Raw genomic sequence first — 22,658 nt, forward strand, 5'->3', positions numbered from 1 at the left:
GCGGCACGCATGCGGACGCGTCCGGCACGCTCGCCGTCACGGTGGCGCCGGTGGCCGACGTGCCGACCCTGACGCTTGCGGCCGCCGCAGGTCTCGAAAACCAGCCGATCGCGCTCGCCATCGGCAGCAGCCTCGTCAACCCTGCCGCCGGCGAAACCCTGGCCGTCACCATCGCGGGCGTGCCCACCGGTGCCAGTTTGTCGGCCGGCATCCACCAAGCCGACGGCAGCTGGACCTTGACCCAGGCCCAGCTCACCGGCCTCACCTTGACGCCGGCGGCCGGCTATTCCGGCACGCTCAGCTTGTCGGTGACGGCCGAGGCGGCGGTGGGCGGCACGCATGCGGATGCGTCCAGCACGCTCGCCGTCACGGTGGCGCCGGTGGCCGACGTGCCGACCCTGACGCTTGCGGCCGCCGCAGGTCTCGAAAACCAACCGATCGCGCTCGCCATCGGCAGCGGCCTCGTCAACCCGGCCGCCGGCGAAACCCTGGCCGTCACCGTCGCGGGCGTGCCCACGGGCGCCAGCTTGTCGGCCGGCATCCACAACACCGACGGCAGCTGGACCCTGACCCAGGCCCAGCTCACCGGCCTCACCTTGACGCCGGCGGCCGGCTATTCCGGCACGCTCAGCTTGTCGGTGACGGCCGAGGCGGCGGTGGGCGGCACGCATGCGGATGCGTCCGGCACGCTCGCCGTCACGGTGGCGCCGGTGGCTGTAGCGCCTTCGCTGCTGGTCGTCGCGACCGCAGGGGTCGAAAACAGTTCGATTCCCGTCGTGGTGTTCGCGACCCCTTACGTCAACCAGCTCGTGACCGTCACGATCACCGGCGTTCCCACGGGCGCGGTTCTTTCGGCGGGCACCCACAATGGCGACGGCAGTTGGACCTTGCAGGCCGCGGATCTGGCCGGGCTGTCGCTGACGCCGCCGCATAATTTCAGCGGCTCCATCGCGCTCACCGTGACGGCTACCGACAGGGTGTCTGACGGCACCACGGCAAGCAGCAGCGTGCCGCTGACCCTCACGGTCGCTCCTGTCGCCACAGCCCCGACACTTCAGCTGGGGGGCGCGCTCGGCTCTGAGAACGCTGCCGTGGCGTTGTCGATCGCCGCCTCGAACCCGAATGGCGACGCCGTGTCGGTGACGATCGCCGGCGTTCCCACGGGCGCGACCTTGTCGGCCGGCACCCACAACGCCGACGGCACCTGGACCCTCGCGCCGGCCCAGCTTGCGGCCCTCACCCTGATGCCACCGGCTTCCTTCACTGGCGCTCTCAGCCTCCAGGTCACCGCCACGACCCCGGAGGCCAATGGCTCGCTCGCCGCGACCACGGCCGTTCTGCCCGTTTCCATAACGGCTGTGGCCGCGGCGCCTACCCTGCAGGTCGCCGCCGCGACAGGCCTCGAGGACCGGGCGGTCCCCTTGTCGATCCATGCCGCCGTCCTCAGCCCGAACGAAACCATTTCGGTGACATTCGCCGGCATCCCGGCCGGAGCCACGTTGTCGGCCGGCACCCACAACCCGGACGGCACCTGGACGCTGACGGCGGCCGAGCTCACCGGCCTGACGCTGTTGCCGCCGGCGAACTACAGCGGTGCCTTCACGCTGAATGTGACCGCCACGGCCCTCGAACCGAATGGCAGCCAGGCCCAGACGGCCGCAAGCCTCGGCGTGTCGATCGCGCCGGTCGCCGATGCGCCGAGCCTCGCAGTGCTGCCCGCGACAGGTCTGGAAAACAAGCCGATCGCGCTCGGCATTACCTCGGCTCTCGTGGCGCCCGCGGTTGGCGAAACCCTCTCGGTCACGATCTCAGGCATGCCCACCGGGGCCACGCTGTCGGCCGGTGTCCAACATGCGGACGGGTCCTGGACCCTCACGGCGGCCCAGCTCACGGGGTTGACGCTCACACCGCCGCCGGGTTTCAGCGGTCAGCTGACCCTGGGCGTCGATGCACAATCCGCCGTCGGCGGCACCCATGCGGACACGGTCGCGTCATGCGTCGTGTCGGTCGTGTCCGTCGCGGCGACGCCACTCCTCTCGGGCTCGGCGGTGACCGGCCAGGAGGACACGGCCATCGCGCTCAACCTCGCGGCGAGCCTGCCGGCCGGAACGGTCAACGAGACGCTCGCGGTCAGCATCGGCGGCGTTCCGCCGGGCGCGAGCTTGTCGGCCGGCACCTACATGGGCAACAACACGTGGTCGCTTGCTGCGAGCCAGCTGGCCGGCCTGACGCTGACGCCCGCCGCCAACATGAGCGGGACCATCGCGCTGACGGTGACGGCCACGGCCTTCGACCCTGGCGGCGCGAGCGCCAGCACCAGCCTGCCTGTGTTGGTCACCGCGACGGGCGTCGCCGACGCGCCGCTGCTCCAGGTCACGGCCTTGTCGGGGCTGGAGGACACGCCTCTTCGGCTCAACATCGGCCTTGCGCTCAGCGACACCGACGGGTCCGAACACCTCGGAAGCGTGACGATCGGCGGCGTCCCGGGCGGCGCCACCCTGTCGGCCGGCCTCCACAACCCCGATGGCAGCTGGACGCTGACGCCGGCGCAACTGACCGGCCTCACCGTGTTGCCGCCCGCGAACAGCAATGCCGGTTTCACGCTTACCGTTGCGGCGACGTCGATCGAGTCCAATGGGTCGACCGCGACCGCGACTGCCACGATCCCCGTGACCCTAGTGGGCGTCGCCGATACGCCCTTGATCTCCGTCGCCAACGTGATCGGGGCATCTGGTGCATCGATCCCGCTCACGATCGCGGGTAGCTTGACCGACACGGACGGGTCCGAAACCATCAGCTTCGTCCTCCACGGCGTGCCGGTCGGATTTGCCCTGAACCATGGCAGCAACAACGGCGACAACACCTGGACGCTGTCGGCGGCGGATCTCAGCGCCCTGACGCTCACGACCCCGGCGGAATTCAACGGCACCGTCAAGCTTTACGCGACCTCGGTCTCGCATGAGCAGGGCGGCAGCACGGCCACCAGCGCCGTTGCGAGCTTCACGGTCGGGGTCGGCACGGCTTCGGCCTCGACGGTCGACCTCGGGCTGGACGTCAATGTCGGCGTCGCGGGCGCGGTTGGGGCGGGCGTTGGCGTCAATCTCCAGCTGGCATCCGGGGGCTTCAGCTCGGGCGCCATTTTCGTGCAGGAGAACAGCGCCTACACGATCGCCGATGCCTCGACGCTGTCCGGCAGTCCGCTGCTGAAAAACGTGCTCTACGCGCTGTCCGGCTTCGTGTTCGCAGGACTTCCAAGCGGCGCGACGCTGTCGGCCGGCGTGAAGCAGAGCGACGGAACTTGGTTCCTCACGACCGCGCAGCTCACCAACCTGAAGCTGACCCCGCCCCAGAACAGCGACACCGATTTCACCATCACCACCACGGCGAAACTGGTGGGCCTTGCCCCGATCGCGATGGGCACCACGGCAGTGCACATCCTCGATCCTGCCGCCACACCCACGCTTTCGGCCGTCGCCGCGACCGTCAACGAAGGCAGTGCGGTGCCGCTGACCATCGCGGGCGCGCTGACCAACACGGCCGGATCCGAGACGCTCAGCTACAGCATCAGCCATCTGCCGACCGGGGCGACGCTGAGCGCCGGCACCAACAACGGCAATGGCTCCTGGACCGTCACGGCCGCGCAGCTCGTCGGTCTGAGCATCAACATGCCCGCTTATTTCAGCGGCACGACCAGCATCAAAGTCGAGGCCGTTGCGACCGAGCTCAAGGGCGACGCGGCCGCAACAGGTCTGAGTGTACCGGTCACGGTCACGCCGGTGGCTCAGGGCGTCACGCTCACGGCCGCGGCGGTTTCGGGCGTGGGCACGGCACCGATCCCGCTGAACCTTTCGGCGGCCCTCAAGGATACGTCGGGCGCCGAGGCGGTCACCAAGGTCGTCATCGGCAACCTGCCGGCTGGCGCGGTTCTGACGGGCGCCACCAGCAACGGCGACGGGACCTGGACCGCCACGGCCGGGACCCTCGGAACCGTGGCCCTGGTGCCCGCGGCGCACGCCAGCGGCGATTACACCTTGTCGGTCACGGTGATCACCAAGGAGGTCGCCAACGCGTCGACCAACACGGCCAGCGCGTCGCTGGCCGTGCATGTCGGCGCGACCTTGGAGGCGCCGGCGCTGAGCCTCAAGGCGGCAGCCGGGCTCGGCGGCGGCGCCATCCCGCTGACGATCGCGAGCCACCTGCTCGACGCGGCCGCGCCGCAGATCCTCGTGGTGCGCCTCGACGGGGTTCCGGCGGGTGCGACCTTGTCGGCCGGCATCCATGATGCCGATGGGTCTTGGGTGCTGACCGGCGCCCAGCTTGCCGGCCTCACCATCACGCCGCCAGCCGGACAAACCACCGACTTCAGCGTGTCGGTCACCGCGATCGCACACGACCGGACGACGGGGCTCGACGCCACCGCGACGGGCGTGCTGGCGGTGACGATCGTCGAGCCGCCGAGCCTGACGGTGCTTCCGGCCATCGGGACCGTGAACGGCCCCGTGGCGCTCCACCTTGCGGCCGCTCTGGCGGAGGTGTCCGCCACGCAATCCTTGTCGCTGACCATCGGCGGCGTGCCGACGGGTGCGACGCTGTCGGCCGGCAGCCACAACCTCGACGGCACCTGGACCGTGACGGGCGCGCAGCTGAACGGCCTGACCCTGACGCCCGCAAGCGGCGCGGCCGCGCAAACCTTTACGCTCGGCATCACGGCCCACGCGCATGACAGCGTGTCGGGCCTGGACGCCACCGCGAGCGCCACGCTGCCGGTGACGCTCGAGGCCACGATGGCGGCCCCGACGCTGACCGTGGAGGCCGCCTACGGCCTCGCCGACACGCCTCTCCCCCTTCACATCGGTGCCGCCGTTACCGACCTCATTCCGGGCGACACGCTGTTTGTGACGGTCTCGGGCGTCCCCACGGGCGCCACTCTGTCGGCAGGCACGCACAACCTCGACGGCAGCTGGACCCTGACGGGCGCGCAACTCGCCACCCTCACGCTGACGCCGGCGCCGCATGCGACCGGGGACGCGACCCTGACCGTGGTGGCGACGACGCACGACCCCGTCGGCGGTCACGACACGTCTGTTTCGGCCAGCCTGCCGGTTTCGTTCCTCGCAGCGCTGGACGCCCCCACGGTGCACGAGGCGTCTCCAACGGTGGTCGGCTTCGAGAACACGGTCGTCCATCTCGGCCTCGACGTCAGCGTTCCGCACCTGCTGCCGACCGAAAGCCTTACGGTGACGCTCGATGGCCTGCCGGCGGGCGCGACGCTCTCGGCGGGCACCCACCATGCCGACGGCAGCTGGACGCTGGATGCCGCGCAATGGGCCGGCGCCGACCTGACCCTCGGGCCCCACGACGCCGGTTCAACCACCCTGCATGTGTCGGCCGTCGCCCACGACAGCGTGACTGGGCTATCGGCGACCACGTCGGCGACGCTTGCGCTGACGGTGCTTGAGCCTGTGGCGGCGCCGCACCTTTCAGTAGCGCCCGCCGTCGCCCACGATGGCGTCGCGATCCCGCTTGCGATCGCGGCCTCGCTTGCCGACGGAAACGCGACGGAGTCCCTGACACTCGACATTTCCGGCCTGCCGGACGGCGCCGCGCTCTCGGCCGGCACCCACCATGCCGATGGCTCGTGGACCCTGGCCGCCTCCGACCTGGCGCATCTGACGCTCAGCCAACCCACGATTGCGCAGGATTTCACGCTCACGGTGTCGGCGACGGCTCACGAGACCCTCACCGGAACCGAAAGCCACACGGTCGCGACCTTGCCGGTGAGTTTCGCCGACCATCCGACCATCACGGGCGTGACCACCACCAGCGCGGCCTACTTGGCGGCGATCAGTCAGCTCGCGACGACCATCGGCGCAACCGCCCCGACCGCGCCGGCCCTCCACGACGTGGCGCCCTTCAGCGCGGCGGATGGCCATGTCAGCGTGGTCACGGACCTGCATCACACGATCTTTTAAGGCTCGACGACCAGGCTCAGGTGATGAGTACGACCAAGATCCGTCTCCTCGCCGTCGAGGACTCCGGCTACATGCTGATGGCGCTGCGTGCCATGATCAAGCTGGATCCCGGGATCGAGATCGTCGGCGAAGCCCGCAACGGCGCCGAGGGTGTCGCCATGGCGCTCGATCTCAAACCCGACGTCATCACGATGGATATTAACATGCCGGGGCTGAACGGCATCGAGGCGACGCGGCAGATCATGGTCGGGCGACCCACGCCGATCATCACGTTGAGCAGCATGACGGAGCGTGGGAAGGCTGCGACCTCGCAGGCCATCGCCGCGGGCGCCATCGACTTCATCCCGAAATCCATGTCGGCGGCCGAGATCGATCTGGCCACGATCACACGGCAGGTGTCGCAGAAGATCCGGTTCTGGGGCGAGCGCGGCCAATACGGGACGGACCTCGCCCCGCCGGTCATCGCTTCGGGCACCGATCTCGTTGTTTATGCGGGAGGGGCCGGTTCCCCTCTCGTTCTCGGGCCGCTGCTGCAGCGGCTGCCGAAGCCGCTGGCGGCCCCGGTCCTGGTGTCGGTGGACACGCTGCCGGCGGCCATGACGGATCCCTTCCTGGATCACCTCACGCGGGTGTCGGGGCGGGTGTCACGCGCCGCCGTGCATCGCGGGGCGCTGGAACCGGGCTCGATCACGGTGATCCCCGGCGGCAGGAAGGCGCGCCTCGATCGTCATGGAGAGAACCTGGTGATCTTGTTGAGCGCGGAGCCGAACCCTGACCTGATCGCTTCGGCCGCCAGGGCGGCGCTCCATCCGCAATTCGTCTTCCTGTCGGGTGATGTGCGGCCGCTCGATGGACTGCTCGAGATCGCGATCGAGAGGCCGTTGATCGTCGCCGTGCAGGACGCCTCGACCTGTTTCGATGCAAGGCTCGTCGACCAGGTCCGGCAATCAAGCCTTCCTTGCGAAACCCTGTCGAGCCTGCCCGCAGCGGCAGCCAACCCAGGTGCGGCGTGACCGAGATCGACGATGTCCTGGCCGAGTTGGCCACTCTCAGAAGCTCGTTCATCGCCGATCTTCCGACGATGCTGGAGACGATCGAGCGCCTGGCGGACGACGTTTGCGCCGATCCTGAGCCGGACGCACGGCAAGACCTGATCCGAGCGGTGCACAGCCTGGCCGGCACCAGCGAAACGTTCGGTCTGGCCGAGATCGGGTCCGCCACCCGGCATCTCGAAGATCTCCTCGAGGCCGAGGATGCCGAAATAACGCGACCCTGTGCAGTCGCCTTGGCAACCCTGCGGCACCTGATCGACGGGGCGCTCACGAACCCCGAAGCGTCCCAATCCTGATGGCGTTCATCGCCTGATATCAAGCATGATAATTTTGGCACCGATGCGCCCAGGATTGTGCTGGCGTGGCGTTCGACTTTAGTCGACGCTGGCTTCACTCTGGATGTGCTTCAGCCATTCTGCATTCGGCCACAGCACAATATCGAGGTGACGCTCAGGATTTCCTGCGGCGTGAAAGGACGCGCCCTTGCAACGTCGGTCGGCAGCTTGGCGCCGAGGGGGCGCTCAGGTCTGGGCCGTTCGCTTCGATCTCGATCGCGAAGGCAGACTGCGCAGCCGGGCCATGTTCGGAGCATTTCACGCGGTCAGACTATCCGGCCATCGTCCACGTTCCCGTTTGGGTGTAATCCTTCCCGAATAGCGACCTCATTGCCCTCGGTCTGACGGCTTCTAACTCTGCTCACCGCCGTCGTTACGGCATATGAATTCAACCGTGATGTGTTTCGGTATTTGACCCCTGACGAGGAGCGATCCATGACGATCCGCGGTGCCACGGTCAGGCAGTTCACGCCCACCTGGCGCACGGCCAGCATCTCCGTCGTGTCACTCTTCCCGCGCAGGGTTCATGCGGCGTCGGCTTTGGCGCGGCAAACGCAACTCGCCATCCTGAACGCGATCGGCGGGGTCCTGGTCGTTGGCCTCACCGTGTTCCAGGCCATCGGGGCCTTACGGACGCTGCGTGGCGCGCGCGACCGCAGCCTGTTCCTCGCGCCCTGCCTCGTCAGCGACGTCCTTGCGGCGGATATCGAGGCCGGGAGCGTATGACGCTCGACCAACTCCGCGTCTTCGTCGCCGTGGCCGAGCGTTGTCATGTGACGCGGGCCGCCGAGGCGCTTCACATGGCGCAATCGGCCGTGAGCGCCGCCGTGGCGACGCTGGAGGGGCGGGGCGGCACCAAGCTGTTCCACCGCATTGGTCGCAGCATCGCGCTCACCGAGGCCGGCACCCTATTCCTCGCCGAAGCCCGTGCCGTGCTGGCCCGCAGCGAGGCGGCCGAGCGGGTGCTGGCCGACCTCGGCGGGTTGAAGCGCGGCACCCTCAACGTCCGGGCGAGCCAGACCATCGCGAGCTACTGGTTGCCGCGCCACCTGGTGGCCTTTCGGCGCGCCTACCCCGGGATCGATGTGCGGCTCAAGGTCGGCAACACGGCCGAGGTCGCCGCCGCGGTGCATGACGGGGCCGCCGACCTCGGCTTCGTCGAGGGCGCGATCGACGATCCGGCCCTCGAGGCCGTGGAGGTCGCGCGCGACCAGCTCGTGATCGTGGTGGCGCCGGGCCACCCTTGGGCGGCCGGGCAGCCCGTGCGGCCCGAGGCCTGGCCCGAAAGCGACTGGGTGCTGCGCGAGCCGGGGTCCGGCACCCGCTCGATCTTCGAGGCGGCCGCGCGGGCGGCCGGCGTGCTCGACCGGCTGCCCGTCGCCTTCGAACTGCCCTCGAACGAAGCCGTGCGGGGAGCGGTCGAGGCCGGCGCGGGAGCGACCGCGCTGTCGGCCTCGGTGGCGGCGCCTTCGATCGAGGCGGGGTTGCTCGAGCCGGTGGCCTCGGGGCTGCCCGAGCGCGCCTTTACCCTGTTGCGTCACAAGGACCACCACCGCAGCAAGGCCGAAGAAGCGTTCCTGGCGGTCATCCTCGGCGCTTCGCCAACTCAAGGGCGGTCCTGACCCATCGGCGATCCATCGTCGATGCGGATGAGGCCCCAGCGCCGATCGCCGGGAATCGATCGCGATGCGCGATCGATTCGTTCGAAAAGCCGCGTTGGATCGCATCGCGGCAGCCACCGATGATCGCCGGGTCGCCAAGGGACGAACCCGATGACCTTCTTTATGGACACCAAAGCCGCCAACCGCCCCATCCCGGTCGCATCGCGGTTCGCGGCAGGCCGCCACGCCACGCTTCTGCCGGGTGTCGCGCTGTGCGGGGCCGTCACGGCTGCGGCTTTCGTGGTCGAACGCGTCGAGGCCGTTCTGTTCGGCCGCGCCTGGCTGGAAGCGCTGGTGCTGGCCATCCTGATCGGCACCGCCGTGCGCTCGCTCTGGACGCCCGGCGTGCACTGGCAGGCCGGTATCGCGTTCTCGGCCAAGATGCTGCTCGAGGTCGCGGTCATGCTGCTCGGCGCCGCCCTCTCGTTCCGCACGCTGGCCGACATCGGGCCCGGCCTTCTGTTCGGCATCGCGGGCGTGGTGCTGCTCGTGGTCGCGGGGAGTTTTATGTTGTGCCGATTGCTTGGGCTGCCGAAGCGCATGTCGATGCTGGTGGCCTGCGGCAACTCCATCTGCGGCAATTCTGCCATCGCGGCCGTGGCGCCGGTGATCGGCGCCGACGGCGACGATGTTGCGGCCTCCATCGCCTTCACGGCCGTGCTGGGCGTCCTGGTGGTGCTCGGCCTGCCGGCCCTGGTGCCGTTGCTCGGCTTCTCGGTCACCCAGTTCGGCGTTTTCGCCGGCCTGACCGTTTATGCCGTGCCGCAGGTGATCGCCGCCACCGCGCCGGTCGGTGCCGCCGCGATCCAGCTCGGCACCCTGGTCAAGCTGGTGCGGGTGCTGATGCTCGGCCCGGTCGTGCTGGTCCTGTCATTCCTCGCATCCCGGCTGCGGGACGACACCGACGAACCTGCCCCGCAGGTCACGGCCGGCGATCGGCCGCAGCCGGGCCACCTGCCGGTACACAAATTAATGCCCTGGTTCATCGTCGCCTTTCTGGCGCTCGCCACCCTGCACACGCTGAACCTGATCCCCGCCGTGGTTCTGGCCCCGACCGCCATGCTGGCGAACGTGCTCACAATCCTGTCGATGGCGGCGCTCGGGCTCGGGGTCGACGTGCGGGTCGTGGCGCGGGCCGGTGGCCGGGTCACGGGTGCCGTCGTGGCTTCCTTGGCGCTGCTTGGCGGCGTCAGCTTCGTCCTGATCCACGGCCTCGGCGTGCTTTGACCCGCAACCCCGCCGTAACAGAGACCATTGACGAGCGACACGGAGGACCTCTCGCATGTTCGGCCTAGCTAGCTCCAAATCTGACCTGATCGTCCACAGCGCCGATCCGTTCAACGCCGAACCGCCGCTCGACCGGTTGCGCGCGAATTTCATCACCCCCGTGGCCGACTTCTACATCCGCAGCCACGGTGCGCTGCCGACGATCGACATGGCCACTCACACGGTCACGGTCGGCGGGCTGGTCGATGCGCCTCTCGCGCTGACGCTCGGCGACATCCAGTCGCGCTTTGCCCCAAAAACAGTGATGGCCGTCATGCAATGCGCCGGCAACCGCCGCGCCGACATGCAAAAGGTCCATCCCACGACAGGCGATCCCTGGGCACCCGGCGCCATCGGCAACGCTGAATGGACCGGGGTGCCACTCGCCGAGGTTTTGCGGGCCGCCGGGGCCCGTTTGCATCCGCACCTCCACGTGGCCTTCGAGTCGGCCGACGTCGCGGCGAACGAAGACGCGCCCGATGCGCCCTACGGCGTGTCGATCCCGATGAGCAAGGCTTTGTGCGAAGATGTCCTGATCGCCTGGGCCATGAACGGCGCGCCGCTCACCCGCGAACACGGAGCGCCGCTCCGGATGGTGGTGCCGGGCTTCGCGGGGGTGCGCAGCCCCAAATGGCTGAAAAGCGTCACGGTGCAGGCGGAGCCGTCCGCGGCGTTCCAGCAAGCGCACGACTACCTCCTGTTCCCGCCCGATATGCGCAAGGACACGAAGGATGAGGCGCGCGGCGTGACCATCACGTCGATGCCGCTCAACGCGGCCATCTGCGAGCCTCAAGCCGGTGCGCCTGTATCCTCGGGAACGACCATTGTGCGGGGCTACGCGATCGCGACCGACCGCGCCGTCACGCGTGTCGACGTGTCGCCGAACGGTGGGCGCGACTGGGTGCAGGCCACCATCGAGCACCATGGCGCCGGTCGCTGGAGCTGGACGCTGTGGCACGTGACCCTCGACCTGCCGGGAGGCGAACACGAGTTGGCCGTCCGGGCTTGGGACGCGGCCGGCCAGACCCAGCCGGCCCAGGCCAGCGACACCTGGAACTTCAAGGGCTATCTCAGCGCCGCTTGGCATCGCGTGCGGGTGACAGCCGCATAGGCCGACGGAACAGAGAAATCAGCTCGAACAGGATCGACAGGGTCACGAGCACAAAGGTGACGCCGCGCGTGGATGGCAGGGGCTCGCCGTTGCCGCTTCCCGCAGACCTTGTCGGAAGACCGGGACCCCTGCGCGGTGCGGCTGCTGCGCCCCGTGCACGCGATGCTTTATCCTCCTTCCATCCCAACCGTCCTGTTGCACTGAAAGACGACCATGCGAGACACATTCTGGATTGCGCTCGGGGGCGCCCTCGGCACCACGGCCCGTTACTGGATCGCGCTGTGGGCCATGCCGATCAGTCGACAGGTGCCGGCCGGCACCATCCTGATCAACATCGTGGGCTCGTTCGTCATCGGCTTCGTCGGCACGCTCACCCTGGAAAACGGCCGCTATCCGCTCCCCGACACCGCGCGCCTGTTCCTCATGGTCGGGTTCTGCGGCGGCTTCACCACCTTCTCGTCCTTCAGCCTGCAGACGCTCGACCTGATCCGCACCGGCGCGCTCGACAGGGCCCTCATCAACATCGTCGTGTCCGTCGTCTTCTGCCTCGGCGCGGTCGCAGCAGGGCACGGACTCGCATCCCTGCTGAACGGCGGGTCCGCGGCGATCGCCGAGACCGTCACCGAGGAAGAAGCGGGATAACCGGCGTTTGGAAGGGGACGAACCTGTCCCACTCGGCCGCCCGAAAAGGGGGGGCGCTCGCCCATCAGATAAGGCAGGAACTGAGTTTGGTGGCGCGAGGGCAGGGCGCTCGCGCCTAAAGATCGAGCCCGACCGGCAGCACCACGATGTCGCGGATCACGACATTGCGCGGTCGGGTGAGCATGAACAACACGCATTCGGCCACCGCCGACGGCTCCATCAAGGCCCCCGACGCGAGAGCATCGTCGAGCTTGGCCTGCGGCCAGTCCTTCAGCAGGGCTGTGACCACCGGTCCGGGCGCCACTTCGCCGACCCGCACGCCATGTTTGCTGACCTGCCGGCGGAGCGTGTGCACGAAGGCCTGGATGGCGTGTTTGGAGGCCGTGTAGACGGGCTCCCACACCACCGGGATGAAGCCGGCGACCGAGCTCGTCACGATGATGTCGCCGGTTTTGCGCGCCACCATATGGGGCAGCACGGCGTGGATGCAGCGGAACACGCTGTTGATGTTCAGGTTGAGCATGCGGTCCCAGGCGTCGGGATCGCCGCCGAGGATCTCGCCGCCCACGTAGGAGCCGGCATTGGCGTGGAAGATGTCCAGCTGCCCGGCCTCGGCCAGGATCTTGGGCAGCATGTCCCCGACGCTCGCCGGGTCGGTCAGGTCGACCACCACCGGAAAGGCATTCGTGCCGAGGTCCGCGCAGAGCGCGCGCAACTGATCCTCGGCCCGATCCACCAGGGCCACACGTGCCCCTGCGGCCAGCAGGGTCTTGGCGCATTCGAGGCCGATGCCGGACGCCGCGCCCGTGACGGCCGCCACGCGTCCCGAAAGGTCCTGGCCCATGGTCATGTTTTTCCCCGATCGAAGTACTAACAGGAGCCGCGCGTCAGGCGCGGCCGTGGGACACGCGCGAGCGGCGGGCCAGTGAATCGACGATCACCGCAATGGCCAGGACGGCACCGGTGATCATGTAGCGAAGCGACGACGACAGATCGAGCAGCGTCAGCCCGCTGGCGATCGACTGGATCACGATGATGCCGAGCAGGGCCGAATACGCGTTGCCACGCCCACCGAACAAGCTCGTGCCGCCGATCACGGCCGCCGCGATGGCGTTGAGGTTGACGTCGCCGGTGCCGGCCTGCTGGCTCGCCGAGGCGAGGCGGGCGGCCGACAAGACGCCGCCGAGGGCCGCGAAGCTCGAGCACAGCACGAAGGCGCCGAGATAGGTGCCGCGCACGTTGATGCCGGCCCGGCGCGCCGCTTCGCGGTTGCCGCCTACCGCCGTCATCTGCCGGCCCCATTGCGTGCGCCGCAACGCATAGTCGAGCAGCACCACGAGCCCTGCGAAGAGGCCGAACATCCACGGCACGCCGCGATCGGTGTTGAGGTAGAACACCACAACCTCGAGCATGACGAAGAGGATCACGGCCCGCGCGGCCACGCCCACCGTCGAACCCGGCGTCAGGCCGGCCGCCCGGCGCTGCGCGTTGCGGCTGAAACCGGCATAAAAATAGAGGGCGGCCGCGATGGCCGCGATCCCGTAGGCGACCCCATGCGGCATCACCAGCGATTGCCCGAGGTCCACCACCCACGATCCGTAGGGCAGGTTGATCGAGCCCGAGGCGCCGAGCAGGTAGAGTTGGAAGCCGAGCACGGCCAGGAGGCCCGCGAGCGTCGATACGAAGCTCGGCATGCCCAGGCGGTTGAACAACAGCGCATAGACCGTGCCCATCAGCGCCCCGGCCCCGAGCGCCACCAGGATGGCGCCTGCGACCGGCCAATCGTTGTTGACCCAGAGCACGCCGACGATCGCCGAAGCGAAACCGCTGACCGAGCCCACCGACAGGTCGATCTCGCCCACCATCAGGATGCAGACGATGCCGAGCGCGATGACGCCCGTGGTAGAACAATCGAACAGGAGGTTGACGAGGTTGTTCGACGACAAGAACACGGGGTTGAGCGACTGGAACACGGTCCAGATGACCGCGAGCCCGACCACGACCGGCAGCGAGCCGAGGTCGCCCGAGCGGATGCGGTCGCCGAAGGCCCGCAGCGCGCCGCCGAGGCTCGCGTCGTGGCGGACCCGGGTATCGGCCCGGTCGAGGGCCGTGCCCCGCTTGGAATTGGGATTGGCGGTCATGGCCGGATCTCCGTGGCTTCGCCCTGCGCCTTGCGCCGCGTCGAGCGGCGCGACACCGCGTTGTCGGCCGCGCCCGTGATGGCGCTGACGAGCTCCTGGTTGGAGGTGTCGGGGTAGAACACCCCGTTGTTGCGCCCGAGCCGGAGCACCACGATGCGATCCGCGACGGCGCGCACGTCCTCCATGTTGTGGCTGATCATAATGACTCCGAGACCGCGGTCGCGGACCCGCTCGATGAGGTTCAGCACCTCGGCCGTTTGGGCGACGCCGAGCGCCGCGGTCGGCTCGTCGAGCATGATGAGCTTGGGCGCCAGCAGCAGCGAGCGGGCGATGGCCACCGTCTGGCGCTGCCCGCCCGAAAGTGACGCGATGGGTTCACGCACGCTCGGGATGCGGGCCGAAAGCTCGTTCAGCAGCGTCCAGGCCTTGGTTTCCATGGCGACCTCGTCGAGGGCCATCGGATTGAGTTCCTTGCCGAGGAAGATGTTGGCCACGACGTCGAGGTTCTCGCAGAGCGCGAGGTCCTGGAACACCGTGGCGATCCCGAGCGCCAGGGCGTCGTTCGGCCCGGTGAGCGTCACGGGCTTGCCGTCGAAGGTCATGGTGCCGCTCGTCGGCGTGTGCACGCCGGCCAGCACCTTGACCAGGGTCGACTTGCCGGCACCGTTGTCGCCCACGAGGGCCACGACCTCGCCGGCATGGACGTCGAGGTCGATGTCGGTGAGCGCCGAAACGGCGCCGAACTGCTTGCAGATACCTTTGAGGCTGAGCACGACCTTGCCGGTGGGCGGCGTGCGTGGGGATTGTTCGGTCAAGGGGCCGCTCCTCGGGTCAGGGCAGGTGGGAGGCGGCGGTCACCCGACCGCCGCCCGGTCCGATCATGGCATGATGCCGAGGGTCTTGCAGCCCTCGGTGTAGCGGCTGGTGCAAAGCACCGAGGCCGCCTCGATCGGTTTGCCGTTGATCGACTTGTCGACGATCTCGGCCTTCAGGTTCGCGGCCGTGACGAGGGTCGGCGTGAACAGCTTGGTCGGGGTGCCGAACAAGGTGGTGTCGGGCTTCACGGCGTCGCCGCCGAGCAGGCCGGCCACGACGTCGGCCGCGGCCGCGGCGACGATCTCGCTCGGCTTCGAGATGGTGTTGTATTGGTCGCCCGAAATGATGAGCTGCAGGCCCGCGATGGTGGCGTCGTTGCCGGTGACGGGCGGCACGGGATTGACGCCCGCCGCCTTCAAGGCCGCTACGGCGCCACCGCCGGTGCCGTCGTTGGCCGCCACCACGCCGACGATCTTCTTGCCGAAGCGCGACACCTGCCCGCTTGCCCATTGTTGCGCCTTCGAGGGCAGCCACTCGGGCGTATCGTATTCCGCCAGCGTGGCATAGCCGCCGTCGGCCAGCCCCTCGTGGATGCCTTTCTTGATCAGACCCGCGGCCGCGTCGGTCGGCGAACCGTTGATCTCGAGCAGCCCGGTGTCGGCGGTCGGCACGTTCTTGGCCTTCAGCCCGTCGACGAGCGATTTGGCGATCACCTTGCCGATGGCCTCGTTGTCGAAGGACACGTAGAAATCGGCCGGGGTCGAGGGGATCGGACGATCATAGGCCACCACCTTGATGCCTTGGCCCTGCGCCTGTTTGACCAGCGAGGCGGCTGCGGTCGAGTCGACGGGGTCGAGCACGATGGCCTTGGCGCCCTGTGACACCGCCGCGTTGAACTGCTGTTGCTGCCGGGCCGCGTCGCCGTTGGCGTTCTGGTAGATCACCTTGCAGGTGGGGCAGAGCTTCTGCATTTCGGCCACGAAGCCCGGATGATCGTGTTCCTCGTAGCGGGTCGAGCCCTGGTCGGGCATCAGAAACGCCACGGTGGTGTTGGCCAAGGGCGCGGCGTGAGCCGCGACGCCGGCCAGGAGCGTAGCCGCGAAGGCCACCGCAAAAGCGCTGCAGCGAGGGGAGGGATGCCTGATCATGGGTGTTTCCTCTTGTTGGTTTGTTGTGTTGCGTTTCGCGCGCTCACACGCGGGGGGAGGGCGGCAGCGTGCGAGCGCGAGGTCACGCCGCCGAAAGCTGGACCGGGTCAGGCCGCTACGGCGGTGCGGGTGCCCTGGCGGCGCATTGTGCGGAATTTCGAGGGCGGCATTCCCTTCTGGGTGAGGAACTGCCGGTTGAAGTTCGACACGTTGTTGAACCCGACCTCGTGGCAGATGGCCGTCACGGTCAGTTCGTCCTGGCTCAGATGCTGGCAGGCGAGCTCGATCCGCAGCGAGTTCACATATTGCACGAAGGTGAGACCCGTATGCTTGCGGAACGCGCGCGCGAAGGTGCTGACGCTTTGCCGGCTCAGTTGCGCCAGTTCGGTTTCGCTCAGGTCTTCGGTGAAATGGCGCCCGATGTGGTGGAGCACCTGGTTCATCCCGGCCGACAGATAGGCCGAGGGGCGCGGCTGGAAGCCGGGGCTCGCGAGCGGCATGCGTACTTCGGCATGTCCGATCACATCCAGGATGTCGATGAACAACGCGATCCGCCGCGCGCCCGTCGCGCCGAGCAGGCCTCGCATCAAGGGCGCGACCCGGCTTGCGACCGACGGATCGAAGCGCACGCCCCGAAAGGCTTCCTGCAGCACAGCCTGCAGAAACTGCAGTTCGGGGAATGTCGTCAGGCAGCCCTCGATGAGGGCTTCCGTGAATTGCAGGATGACGCAGCGCTCGTCGACGGTTTCCCCGGCCGGGACGTCGCTGATCCAATTATGCGGCAGGTTGGGTCCGGCCAGCACCAGGTCGCCCACCGCGAAGGTCCCGATGTGGTCGCCGACGTAGCGCGCTCCGGTGGTGGCCGTCACGAGGTGCAGCTCGTATTCGGGATGGAAGTGCCAACGCACCGTGCGGAACGGATAGCCGTGCGACCAGACCTTGAAAGACTGATCGCCGCCCACGCCCACGTGTTCGAGATTCGGTTCCACGCCATGTCTCCCCCCGGATCTCCAGGCCCTTCTTCTGAACGGCTTCGCCAGGGCGTCGCGTTCGTGAGGGCGGTCTGCAGACCCTGATGTGAACAGCTTTTGCGCCGTGTCACCAACCACTTCGGGTTGTTCGATGGGCGAGGATAGGAGCTGCGCAAATCCCTGGCTACGCGCTTTGCAGCGCATCATCGATACTTTTTTGTCACCTCATCGACAGATGCGAGTGGGGATTTATAGGATGTCCGGAAGGCTGCTCTTCGCGGTGATTACTGGGCCAGATGCTTCGCTGGTCCAGCGACGTGCGGCGAACGAGCAACGTCGAATACGGCGGCGTACCGCAGCGGGCCATGGTCGAGATATCAAGCCGATCGCCCTGGCCCAGACCTCGTGCGGGCCGCCATGCCGGCTGATCAGAACTTGGCGATCAGGCCGATGCCCGCCACCATCAAGACCGCGCCGACCATGCGCATGCCGCCCAGCGGATGTACCTCGGTGCCGAACCAGCCGTATTTGTCGATGAGGAGCGACATCAGGATGTTGGCCGTGATGGTCAGGCCCGCGAAGGTGCCGGCGCCGACCTTGTCGACGAACAGCAGTCCGGTGACCACCGCCAGGGCGCCCACGAGGCCGCCGAGCGGCGCCCACCAGGGCATGCCCATCACCCCATCGACGGTCGGCAGGGGTCGCGGCGCGCAAAAGAACAGGCAGGTCAGGAAGGCGACGATCGGCAGGAACGAGATGATGCTGGCGAGCCAGGGATTGGTCAGGGCGTTGCGCAGCACGCCGTTCATGGGGGGGCCCCAGGCCTGCAGCGCGCCGGCCACGATGATGATGGGGTAGAGCCAGGCCGAACTGATGCCTTGCATGATGAGTCTCCGTTCTTTCGAGGATCAGTGAAACAGGACGGCGGCCGCGATCGCCAGCACGAGCGCCGGCGGCATGACCAGGACGCCGAGCTTCAGGAAGGTCCAGGAGCCGACGTTCTGCCCTTCCCGGCGCAAGGCGGTCAGCCACAGGATGGTGGCGAGCGAGCCGGTCACGGACAGGTTGGGGCCGAGATCGACGCCGATCAGGATGGCGCTCGTGACCCCGTCGGGCACATGGGCGCTTTGGACGGCGTTGCCGGCGATCAGGCCCGCCGGAAGATTGTTCACCAGGTTGCACGCAAAGGCGATCAGGATGCCGGCGCCCCAGCTCGCCGTCGCGGCCGAGCGCTGCGCTTCCGCCTGGAGCGCCGCGCTGATCGTGCGGATGAGCCCGCTCTTGTCGAGCGCCTCGACCAGGACGAACAGCCCCGCCACCAGGGGCAGCACGCCCCAGGAGATGCCTTTCAGCATGGTCCAGGGCGCCTTGCCCTCGCGAAACAGCACCACGACGGCGGTCAGCCCCCCGGCGATCGCGGTCGGAAGACCGAGTTGCAGGTCGAAGAACGACGAGCCGAGTAGCGCAAGGGCGGTCGCCCCGATGCCGAGCGCGGCGGTCTTGCCGCCGCGCGACAGCTCGGGGACGGGCACCTCGGTCGCGATGTCTTGCGTGAGGGCCCGTCGCTGCGTCCATCGCAACACCGCATAGGTGGCGCCGATCGACAAGGCCGAGGGCAGCAGGTAGCGCGGCAGCCATTCGAGCAACGGCGGCATGTGGCTGCCGTAGATGACGAGGTTGGCCGGGTTCGAGATCGGCAGCACGAACGAGGCCGCATTGGCGATAAAGGCGCAGATCAACAGATAGGGCAGCGGTTTTTCCGCCTTGGCGGTCTTCACGGCGGCCGCCACGGCCGGCGTGAGCACAACGGCCGTGGCGTCGTTCGACAGGAAGATCGTGACAACCGTGCCGACGCCGTAGATCAGCAGGAAGAGTGTGGTGGCCGAGCCGTTGGCGCGCTTGGTCGCCACCGCGGCCAGCCAATCGAACAGCTTTTCTTCGCGGGCCGTTTCGGCCAGCAGCATCATGCCGATCAGGAACAGGTAGACGTCGGTTCCCTTGCCGATTCCGCTCAGGGCGTCGCCCGGCGACAGGAGGTGCAGCACGACCAGCAGCACGGCGCCCGCTGCCGCGAACACGGCCTCGGGCAGGTTGAAGGGCCGGATGATGACCCCCGCGGTCGCCAGGGCGGCGATCGCCCATGTCAGGGCGTGGGGCGACAGCACCGTGTTCCAGGTCGTCGCGTCGAGAAGGGCGGAGGTCAGGAGGAAGGCTTTCCGTTGCGGTTGGGACCGAGCTGCGTGCCCGGGATGCCGTTGTCCGGCCAGGCCCCGATCGAGGCCGCGTCGCTGCCGTTGCGGATGCGCTCGGGCCGAACATGGGCCGGCGTCGCAGCCAGGATGGTGTGCTGTCCGGGGCGGCCGCTCGCATCGGTCGCCCGCACCGTGATCGGCACGCGTCGCTCCGCCAGGTCTTCGGCCGACAGGGTGAGCGTCCCGCTCCAGACCCGGTGGTCCGGTCTGCGGGTCATGGTCACCCAGGCACCCTCCTGGCCCCCCTGGCAGGCGACGCTCGCGACGGGGGTCCGGCCGAACACGAAGGCCCGCACCTCCACGGTTGGGCCGAGGTGCTGGTCATCGCCGCGCAGCAGCCGATGATCGGCCGGGGTCGTGATCACGACGAACGGGAAGGCGTCTTCGAGCGGTTTGAAGCGCCAGCCGACGACACCGGCGTCGAGGGTCGCGATCGAATAGCCGACCGGTCCTTCCTCGATCTGCCCGGTCGACCGCGTGGCCGCGAAGATCGTGCGGCCGTCATTGGCCAGTTCGTTGTAGTGGGTGTGTCCCATATCGACGAGGGCGACGTCGTGGGTTGCGATCAGCGCGACAAGCGCCTCGGTTTCGTTGTCGCCCTTCAGGTCGTCCGGATAGGTGTGGGTGAAGATCGCCGTGGTCTCGCCCCGCTGGGCCGCCTGGTTCAGCTCCGATTCGATCCAGCCCAGCTGGTCCTGACCCAGCCGAAAATCCGGCCCGCCGCTGCCGGGTCCGCTGATGTCGAGGAAGAGGCAGCGAACGCCGCGCACCGTCAGCGCTTTCGGCAGGGGATCGGCCCGCATGGTGTCGTGGAAGGCTGCGAGGCTCCCCTGTTCCATGTCGTGATCGCCGGGGATGGCATGCACCGGCACGCTCAACATTTTTAAGGCGGTGGCCGCCAGGGCATATTGGGCGGGAAGGCCGTTGTCGGCGTTGTCGCCCGGCAGCACGACGAAATCGAGCGAGGGCGCACATTCGACTTCGATCTGGGCCACGATCAGCAGCAGGTCGGCGAAGTTGCGCGCCTTGGCGTCGGTGAGGTGCAGATCGCCGATGTGGGCGAAGGCGAGGATCGCGTCCGGTTCGGCCAGTGGATCGGGGCCGGGCGTCACGTCGAGGCTCCCGCCGGGGCACCGTGTCGGGCTTCGTCGTCCGGCAAGCCGCAAGCCGGCTTGAGCACCGTGGCAAAGCCGAGCCACAAGGCGATCGAGCCGAGCGCGAAGCTGCCGAGGATCAGAAACGTCGGGCCATAACCCACGCCTTGCGCGATCCAGCCGCCGATAGCCGGGCTCAGGGATGCGCCGAGGCCCTGCACGGTCATCACGGCGCCCTGGCCGACATTGACCCGTCCCGTCCCGTTGAGGATGCGGGCCACGAGCCCCGGCACCGCGACGCTCTGCAGGCCGGCCCCGATGCCGTCGAGCACCTGCACCGGGTACACGCCCCATTGGTTGATGACATGGGCCGCGATGATTCCGCGCAACGGCAGGGCCAGGAAGGAGATCAACAGCACGAGCCAGTAGCCCCGCGCCTCGGCCACCCGCATGGCGATCAGCGAGACGACGATCATGACCGCCTGCGCCACCACGATGGTGATGGCCACGAGGCTCGCCGGGTCGCCCTGTTTGGCGGCCACGACCGCGAGCCCGTAGAGCGGCAGCATCGCCCCGTTGCCGAGGTGGAAGCAGGCGAGCGCCGCCGCGAGGATCAACAGCGGCTTGCAGGCAAGCAGCACCTTGAAGCCGCCCGCCTGCCCATCCTTGGCGTCGCCGCTGTTGTTCTGCAGGCCGCGCGCGGCCTCGTCGTCGATCGCCGCGGCGGGGATCAGCAGAACCGAGACGATGGACAGGACCCCGAACAGCGCGGCGAGCCAGAACACGGCCGTGAAGCCGAACTTCCAGCCGAGAAGGCCCGACAGGCCGGCGCCGATCATGTTGCCCGCATGGTTGAAGGCCTGGTTGCGGCCGTTCTGCCGGTTGAAGCCGGCCTGGCGCACGATGCCGAGCGTCATGCCGGTCACGGCCGGACCGATGGCGGCACCCGCGACCGCGGTTGCGACCTGCGACGCGGCCACCAGCCAGAAGCTCTGCGACACGAGGATGATGCCGGACGCCAGCACGGTGCAGATGCCCGGGATAATGACGTAAAGGCGCTTGCGCTTCGTCGTATCGACGAGCGCGCCGGCGGGCGCGGTCATCAGCATGCCGGCCACGCCCCCGATGGTCATTACCGAGCCGATCAGGCCGCTCTGCCAGCCATGGGCCAGCAGAAACACGCCGAGGAACGGGCCGATGCCGGCCTGCATGTCCGCCATGAACAGGTTGAGACACTGCAACGGCCAAAGGGCCCGTTCGGCCAGCCTCGAGGGCGGTGGGTCGATCACAACACGCTCACATCAAAGCCAAAAAGCCGCCCAGTCTAAACTATGTTAAGCCAAAGCCGCCTCGATGTTCGAGGCCCATTTCGCTCGCCGGGGATCACGGGCTGGGTTTTCCGCAGGCATCCGTCAAAGTCGATGTGCAATTCGTCGAGCTCGCCCCCGGGATCGCGGCCGAGGATCTCGAAAGGCCTGGGCTTGCGGCGCGCTTTACCGAGGATCGCAAAGCCCTTGTCTGTGGCGACCTTCGATGCGGCTGCCGGATCGACGTGATCGTGATCGCCGTGCGTCGCTTTTTGGGGGTGCTCGATGGTGATGTCCGGTGCGCCGGCCTTGACGATGCTGTGGACCTTCAGTTCCGACGGTCGCGGCTCGCCGCTCAGCACCACATGGTCGCCCACTGCGAGGTCGATCCGCTCGGCCCCCTTGGGTCCGAGATCGGCCAGGGCCGCGCCTGCCGCTCCTTGAACGGTGAAACGATGCGCAAAGAGGGCCGTGACGGCGCCCGCGAGCGTCGTGAGGTCGTGCTGCATGGGTGTCTCCAGGGTCTGCGTCGGAGGCGTGGCTGATCCAGGCTTTCAAAGTCTGTGTGGGGGCGTGGTCGCCCCCTCGATCCGACGCCTGCGCTTCGGGGACGCTGGGCTGCGATGGTCGCGGAGACAGAGTTTGGCCTCGATCGGCACCATCGCCGCACCCTCCAGCCGGTGTTGAGCGAGCCTTACGACAGGCCGCCACAATCCAGTCTGAACCCCGTCGTTCAGGTTCGGTTAAGCTTGGCGGTGCCGGTGGGTCGCCCGATTGTGAACGCAGCGGCGATGGGCAACCTTGTCGGAGACCACGGCCGCAGCGTTCTTTCCGTTGGTCACCAACACGAACCATCGGACCGCGCAGGGGCCGGCGCGTGCCGCAGGCGG

18 protein-coding genes are annotated in these 22,658 nt (G+C 68.2%); 8 read left to right on the forward strand and 10 right to left on the reverse strand.

Annotation, left to right across the window (positions count from 1 at the left end):
- The 8 genes from P7D22_RS14410 to crcB all read left to right on the forward strand — a co-directional run.
- Window positions 1-5,972: beta strand repeat-containing protein (locus tag P7D22_RS14410; RefSeq protein WP_319934941.1), on the forward strand; the 5,972-nt coding region annotated here is incomplete at its 5' end.
- Between the two features lie 23 nt (window positions 5,973-5,995).
- On the forward strand, window positions 5,996-6,985 hold the full coding sequence (locus P7D22_RS14415) for a response regulator (RefSeq protein WP_319934942.1): 990 nt from the start codon (window positions 5,996-5,998) through the stop codon (window positions 6,983-6,985).
- Window positions 6,982-7,320: an Hpt domain-containing protein gene (locus P7D22_RS14420; protein WP_319934943.1), complete on the forward strand. Its 339-nt coding sequence runs from the start codon at window positions 6,982-6,984 to the stop codon at window positions 7,318-7,320. The genes P7D22_RS14415 and P7D22_RS14420 overlap by 4 nt, the downstream gene beginning before the upstream one ends.
- Window positions 7,321-7,794: 474 nt before the next feature.
- Window positions 7,795-8,085 carry a hypothetical protein gene (locus tag P7D22_RS14425; RefSeq protein ID WP_319934944.1) on the forward strand — a complete coding sequence of 97 codons (291 nt, stop codon included), beginning with the start codon at window positions 7,795-7,797 and terminating at the stop codon, window positions 8,083-8,085.
- Complete coding sequence (locus P7D22_RS14430) at window positions 8,082-8,981, forward strand: LysR family transcriptional regulator (protein ID WP_319934945.1); 900 nt, start codon at window positions 8,082-8,084, stop codon at window positions 8,979-8,981. The genes P7D22_RS14425 and P7D22_RS14430 overlap by 4 nt, the downstream gene beginning before the upstream one ends.
- 150 nt (window positions 8,982-9,131) lie before the next feature.
- Entirely contained in the window at window positions 9,132-10,247 is a 1,116-nt protein-coding gene (locus tag P7D22_RS14435) for a YeiH family protein (RefSeq protein WP_442916093.1), read from the forward strand.
- Window positions 10,248-10,302: 55 nt separating this feature from the next.
- The gene (locus tag P7D22_RS14440; protein WP_319934946.1) at window positions 10,303-11,397 is read left to right on the forward strand and encodes a molybdopterin-dependent oxidoreductase; all 1,095 of its coding nucleotides are present in this window, start codon (window positions 10,303-10,305) and stop codon (window positions 11,395-11,397) included.
- 213 nt (window positions 11,398-11,610) lie between these two features.
- Window positions 11,611-12,039 (forward strand): fluoride efflux transporter CrcB, encoded by a 429-nt coding sequence (gene crcB / locus P7D22_RS14445; RefSeq protein ID WP_319934947.1) that lies wholly within the window; start codon window positions 11,611-11,613, stop codon window positions 12,037-12,039.
- Window positions 12,040-12,154: 115 nt separating this feature from the next.
- Here the strand turns inward: crcB and P7D22_RS14450 are convergent, their stop codons facing one another.
- The 10 genes from P7D22_RS14450 to P7D22_RS14495 form a co-directional block, all read right to left on the reverse strand.
- Window positions 12,155-12,883, reverse strand: a complete 729-nt coding sequence (locus P7D22_RS14450) for an SDR family oxidoreductase (RefSeq protein WP_319934965.1) — start codon at window positions 12,881-12,883, stop codon at window positions 12,155-12,157.
- Between the two features lie 43 nt (window positions 12,884-12,926).
- Window positions 12,927-14,180, reverse strand: coding sequence for a sugar ABC transporter permease (locus tag P7D22_RS14455; protein ID WP_319934948.1), 1,254 nt, complete (start codon window positions 14,178-14,180; stop codon window positions 12,927-12,929).
- Window positions 14,177-14,995 carry an ATP-binding cassette domain-containing protein gene (locus P7D22_RS14460; protein ID WP_319934949.1) on the reverse strand — a complete coding sequence of 273 codons (819 nt, stop codon included), beginning with the start codon at window positions 14,993-14,995 and terminating at the stop codon, window positions 14,177-14,179. The genes P7D22_RS14455 and P7D22_RS14460 overlap by 4 nt, the downstream gene beginning before the upstream one ends.
- A 63-nt stretch (window positions 14,996-15,058) precedes the next feature.
- A complete protein-coding gene (locus P7D22_RS14465) occupies window positions 15,059-16,144 on the reverse strand; it encodes an ABC transporter substrate-binding protein (RefSeq protein WP_319934950.1) in 1,086 nt (361 codons plus the stop codon).
- A gap of 107 nt (window positions 16,145-16,251) precedes the next feature.
- Complete coding sequence (locus P7D22_RS14470) at window positions 16,252-17,133, reverse strand: AraC family transcriptional regulator (protein ID WP_319934951.1); 882 nt, start codon at window positions 17,131-17,133, stop codon at window positions 16,252-16,254.
- Window positions 17,134-17,543: 410 nt separating this feature from the next.
- On the reverse strand, window positions 17,544-17,999 hold the full coding sequence (locus P7D22_RS14475; RefSeq protein WP_319934952.1) for a DMT family transporter: 456 nt from the start codon (window positions 17,997-17,999) through the stop codon (window positions 17,544-17,546).
- 24 nt (window positions 18,000-18,023) lie between these two features.
- The gene (locus tag P7D22_RS14480) at window positions 18,024-19,277 is read right to left on the reverse strand and encodes an arsenic transporter (protein ID WP_319934966.1); all 1,254 of its coding nucleotides are present in this window, start codon (window positions 19,275-19,277) and stop codon (window positions 18,024-18,026) included.
- Between the two features lie 38 nt (window positions 19,278-19,315).
- Window positions 19,316-20,479, reverse strand: a complete 1,164-nt coding sequence (locus P7D22_RS14485; RefSeq protein WP_319934953.1) for a metallophosphoesterase family protein — start codon at window positions 20,477-20,479, stop codon at window positions 19,316-19,318.
- Window positions 20,476-21,750 (reverse strand): MFS transporter, encoded by a 1,275-nt coding sequence (locus P7D22_RS14490; protein WP_319934954.1) that lies wholly within the window; start codon window positions 21,748-21,750, stop codon window positions 20,476-20,478. Before P7D22_RS14490 ends, P7D22_RS14485 begins: the two co-directional genes overlap by 4 nt.
- Window positions 21,751-21,785: 35 nt before the next feature.
- Window positions 21,786-22,277, reverse strand: a complete 492-nt coding sequence (locus tag P7D22_RS14495; protein WP_319934955.1) for a hypothetical protein — start codon at window positions 22,275-22,277, stop codon at window positions 21,786-21,788.
- Between the last annotated feature and the right edge of the window lie 381 nt (window positions 22,278-22,658).

Origin of the sequence: Lichenihabitans sp. Uapishka_5, from assembly GCF_033947565.1 — a bacterium.
Lineage (GTDB): Bacteria > Pseudomonadota > Alphaproteobacteria > Rhizobiales > Beijerinckiaceae > Lichenihabitans.

Bases quoted from the DNA above. Each gene is read 5' to 3' on its own strand.
- P7D22_RS14455 (WP_319934948.1), bottom strand. From the start codon at position 14,180: ATGACCGCCAATCCCAATTCCAAGCGGGGCACGGCCCTCGACCGGGCC.
- P7D22_RS14450 (WP_319934965.1), bottom strand. From the start codon at position 12,883: ATGGGCCAGGACCTTTCGGGACGCGTGGCGGCCGTCACGGGCGCGGCG.
- P7D22_RS14435 (WP_442916093.1), top strand. From the start codon at position 9,132: ATGACCTTCTTTATGGACACCAAAGCCGCCAACCGCCCCATCCCGGTC.
- crcB (WP_319934947.1), top strand. From the start codon at position 11,611: ATGCGAGACACATTCTGGATTGCGCTCGGGGGCGCCCTCGGCACCACG.
- P7D22_RS14440 (WP_319934946.1), top strand. From the start codon at position 10,303: ATGTTCGGCCTAGCTAGCTCCAAATCTGACCTGATCGTCCACAGCGCC.
- P7D22_RS14465 (WP_319934950.1), bottom strand. From the start codon at position 16,144: ATGATCAGGCATCCCTCCCCTCGCTGCAGCGCTTTTGCGGTGGCCTTC.
- P7D22_RS14430 (WP_319934945.1), top strand. From the start codon at position 8,082: ATGACGCTCGACCAACTCCGCGTCTTCGTCGCCGTGGCCGAGCGTTGT.
- P7D22_RS14415 (WP_319934942.1), top strand. From the start codon at position 5,996: ATGAGTACGACCAAGATCCGTCTCCTCGCCGTCGAGGACTCCGGCTAC.
- P7D22_RS14495 (WP_319934955.1), bottom strand. From the start codon at position 22,277: ATGCAGCACGACCTCACGACGCTCGCGGGCGCCGTCACGGCCCTCTTT.
- P7D22_RS14425 (WP_319934944.1), top strand. From the start codon at position 7,795: ATGACGATCCGCGGTGCCACGGTCAGGCAGTTCACGCCCACCTGGCGC.
- P7D22_RS14475 (WP_319934952.1), bottom strand. From the start codon at position 17,999: ATGCAAGGCATCAGTTCGGCCTGGCTCTACCCCATCATCATCGTGGCC.